The sequence below is a fragment of the Mesorhizobium sp. M7A.F.Ca.CA.003.01.2.1 genome (assembly GCF_003998945.1).
In the GTDB taxonomy this organism is placed as follows: domain Bacteria; phylum Pseudomonadota; class Alphaproteobacteria; order Rhizobiales; family Rhizobiaceae; genus Mesorhizobium; species Mesorhizobium ciceri.
Map to the genome: position 1 here is coordinate 1 of NZ_RZRA01000732.1, position 2,974 is coordinate 2,974.

Consider the following 2,974-nt stretch of genomic DNA (forward strand, 5'->3'; position numbering starts at 1 on the left):
CATGTACACGCTGGCCGAACTGAAGACATGCCGGCTGGTGGTCGAGGGCACCGGTGCGGCGACAAGTGAAACAGTCTCGACGCTGCACGAGATGCTGATGGCGACCAGAAACCGCATCCTCATCAACCTCGACAACAAGCTCGACGTCGGCGCCCTCCCGGGCATGATTGCGGTCGCTCGCGGTCTCGGCATGGCCGAACAGGTCATCGTCAAGGAGAACCTGTGGAATTCACAACGGATTTCCACGGTCAAGGCCGCCATGGAGACCATTGGCGGCGGCTTCCAGTTCATGCCGATCATCGCCGATGACGCGGTGCATGACGCCGGTTTCGCCGGGACGGTCGACCGCGCCTTCTCGCCGCGCGCGATCGAGTTGATCAACTGGCGGGCAGGCGCCGAGACGCTGACCGAGACGGGCGGGCCGCTGTTCAGCACGCGCATGCGCGCGGCCGCAGTCAGGGGCAACTGGCACATCTGGGCCGACACCTACGCCATCGCCAACAAACCGGGCGGCTTCCTCGCCGGCGGCCGCGGCGACGAACTGGCGGTGCAGGCCAGCCTGCCGCGCGAAAGCTGGGGTTTCTGGGCCGATCGCGGCGCCACCATCATCCAGACCGACGAGCCGAAGGCGGCAATCGACTGGCTGGCCGCGAATGGTTTTCGCGTGCCTTATGCCGACGAGGCGCGGCCGGTTGAGCCGGCGAATACGGCGAGCATCAATTAAGCGGCGGCTGACGCTGCCAATCTCCCTCACGAGGGGGGAGATTGGTTAGCTTCAAGCCGCTAGCGCCACGCCGTCCAGTTCGCTAAGCGCATCCTGTGGCAATTCCAGTTCAGCCGCAGCGAGGTTCTCCCCGAGATGCCCGACCGACGATGTGCCGGGGATCAGCAGGATGTTGGGCGCGCGGCGCAGCAGCCAGGCGAGCGCGACCTGCATTGGCGTGGCGCCGAGGCGCGCCGCGATTTCCGACAGGGTGGAGGATTGCAGCGGGTTGAAGCCGCCGAGCGGGAAGAACGGCACATAGGCGATGCCATCGCGGGCAAGATCGTCGATCAGGGCATCGTCGCCGCGATGCGCCAGATTGTACTGGTTCTGCACGCAGACGATCTCGGCGATCCCCCGTCCTTGCGCGATCTGCGCCGGCGTCACGTTGCTCAGCCCGATGTGCCTGACCAGACCCTGTTGTTGGAGCTCGGCCAGCACGGTAAGCGGCGCTTCGATCGATCCTTCGGCGGGGCCATGGGTATCGAACATGATGCGTAGGTTGACGACGTCGAGCACCTCGAGCCCGAGATTGCTGAGATTGTCGTGTACCGCCTGGGTGAGCGCTTCCGCGGAAAAGGCCGGCAGCCACGATCCATCCGCGCCGCGCCGGGCACCGATCTTGGTGACGATGACGAGATCTTGGGGGTAGGGCGCCAGCGCCTCGCGGATCAGCCGGTTGGTGACGTGCGGACCGTAGAAGTCGCTGGTATCGATATGGTCGACGCCTTGCGCAATCGCCTCGCGCAGCACGGCCAATGCCGCGTCATGATCCTTGGGCGGCCCGAACACGCCGGGTCCCGCGAGTTGCATGGCACCGTAGCCGAGCCGCTTCACGGTGCGGCTGCCAAGCTTGAAGGTGGCGGGGGCGAAGGTGCCGGATTGTTGGATGTTGGACATGATTGATCTCCTTGAGGAGGCAGAGATAGGCGCTGCCCAACCTCGTGATAATCCGGTACAATCCACACAGGCCGTGCGGAATGGCGAACAATGATGGACCTCAGCGATCTGAATGCTTTCGTGGCGGTGGCGCGCGCCGGCGGCTTTCGCGACGGCGCGCGTGCGAGCGGCGGCAGCGCCTCCGGCCTGAGTGAGGCGGTGCGTCGCCTGGAAGTGCAGCTCGGTGTCAGGCTGTTCAACCGCACGACGCGCAGCGTTGTCCCGACCGAGGCGGGCCTCAGCCTTCTGGAGCGGCTCGGCCCGGCGCTGTCGGAGGTGGAGGCGGCGCTGGACGTGGTGAACGGCTTTCGCGACAGGCCGGCTGGCTCGTTGCGTCTCAACGTGCCGGTCAGTGCTGCGCGGCTGATATTGCCCGATATCGTGCCGGGTTTCCTCGCCGCCTATCCCGGTATCCGGCTGGAGGTGATCGCCGACGAGAACTTCGTCGACGTGCTGGCGGCCGGCTGCGATGCCGGCATCCGCTATGACGAGCGGCTGGAGCAGGACATGATCGCGGTGCCGATCGGACCGCGCGTGCAGCGTTTCGCCACGGCCGCCAGCCCTGCCTATCTTGATCGCCATGGCCGCCCGCAACACCCGAGCGACCTGCTTGGCCACTCCTGCGTGCGTGGGCGCTTTGCCAGCGGTGCGATGCTGCCCTGGGAATTCGAGCGAGACGGCGAGGTGGTGCGGGTCGATCCGACAGGCCCCTTGATCGTGCGGATCGGCGGGGCGACGGATCTTGCCGTCGACGCGGCTATTGCCGGCACCGGCATCATCGGCCTCTTCGAGGGCTGGCTGCGCCCTTACTTCGACAGCGGCGCTCTTGAGCCCGTGCTCGAACCGTGGTGGCAGAGTTTTCCCGGACCGTTTCTCTATTATCCCGGCCGGCGCCTGGTTCCGGCCCCGCTGCGGGCGTTCATCGACTATATCAAGGGCGGCAAGGCCTGACCTGTTTCCGGCGCCGTCACCCCACCCGGCGCTCCGCGCCGACCTTCCCATTGAGGGGAGGTAGGGCGCCGCGCTCTTCTAGCTCCCCTTGATGGGAAGGTCGCGCCGTAGGCGTGGGTGGGGTGACTGCCGAGCCGCAAACAAAAAGGCCGCCCGGAGGCGGCCTTTTCGATTGTCTGAAGCTGCGAAGTGCTTAGCGCTTGGAAAACTGGAAGCTACGACGGGCCTTGGCCTTGCCGTACTTCTTGCGCTCGACGACGCGGCTGTCGCGGGTCAGGAAGCCGCCCTTCTTGAGCACGGCGCGCAGCGTCGGCTCGTAGT

At 66.1% G+C, this 2,974-nt stretch carries 4 protein-coding genes; 2 read left to right on the forward strand and 2 right to left on the reverse strand.

Annotation, left to right across the window (positions count from 1 at the left end; translation table 11 throughout):
• Window positions 1-724: glycerophosphodiester phosphodiesterase family protein (locus EN969_RS24540; protein ID WP_164758457.1), on the forward strand; the 724-nt coding region annotated here is incomplete at its 5' end.
• A 51-nt stretch (window positions 725-775) separates the two neighbouring features.
• On the opposite strand, the gene EN969_RS24545 is transcribed toward EN969_RS24540, so the two are convergent.
• Window positions 776-1,663 (reverse strand): aldo/keto reductase family oxidoreductase, encoded by an 888-nt coding sequence (locus EN969_RS24545; RefSeq protein WP_063167782.1) that lies wholly within the window; start codon window positions 1,661-1,663, stop codon window positions 776-778.
• A 90-nt stretch (window positions 1,664-1,753) separates the two neighbouring features.
• Between EN969_RS24545 and EN969_RS24550 the strand changes: the two genes are divergently transcribed.
• On the forward strand, window positions 1,754-2,653 hold the full coding sequence (locus EN969_RS24550) for a LysR family transcriptional regulator (RefSeq protein WP_013532207.1): 900 nt from the start codon (window positions 1,754-1,756) through the stop codon (window positions 2,651-2,653).
• A gap of 193 nt (window positions 2,654-2,846) precedes the next feature.
• On the opposite strand, the gene rpsI is transcribed toward EN969_RS24550, so the two are convergent.
• Window positions 2,847-2,974 (reverse strand): 30S ribosomal protein S9 (gene rpsI, locus EN969_RS24555; RefSeq protein WP_127419466.1); only part of this gene is annotated, 128 nt, incomplete at its 5' end.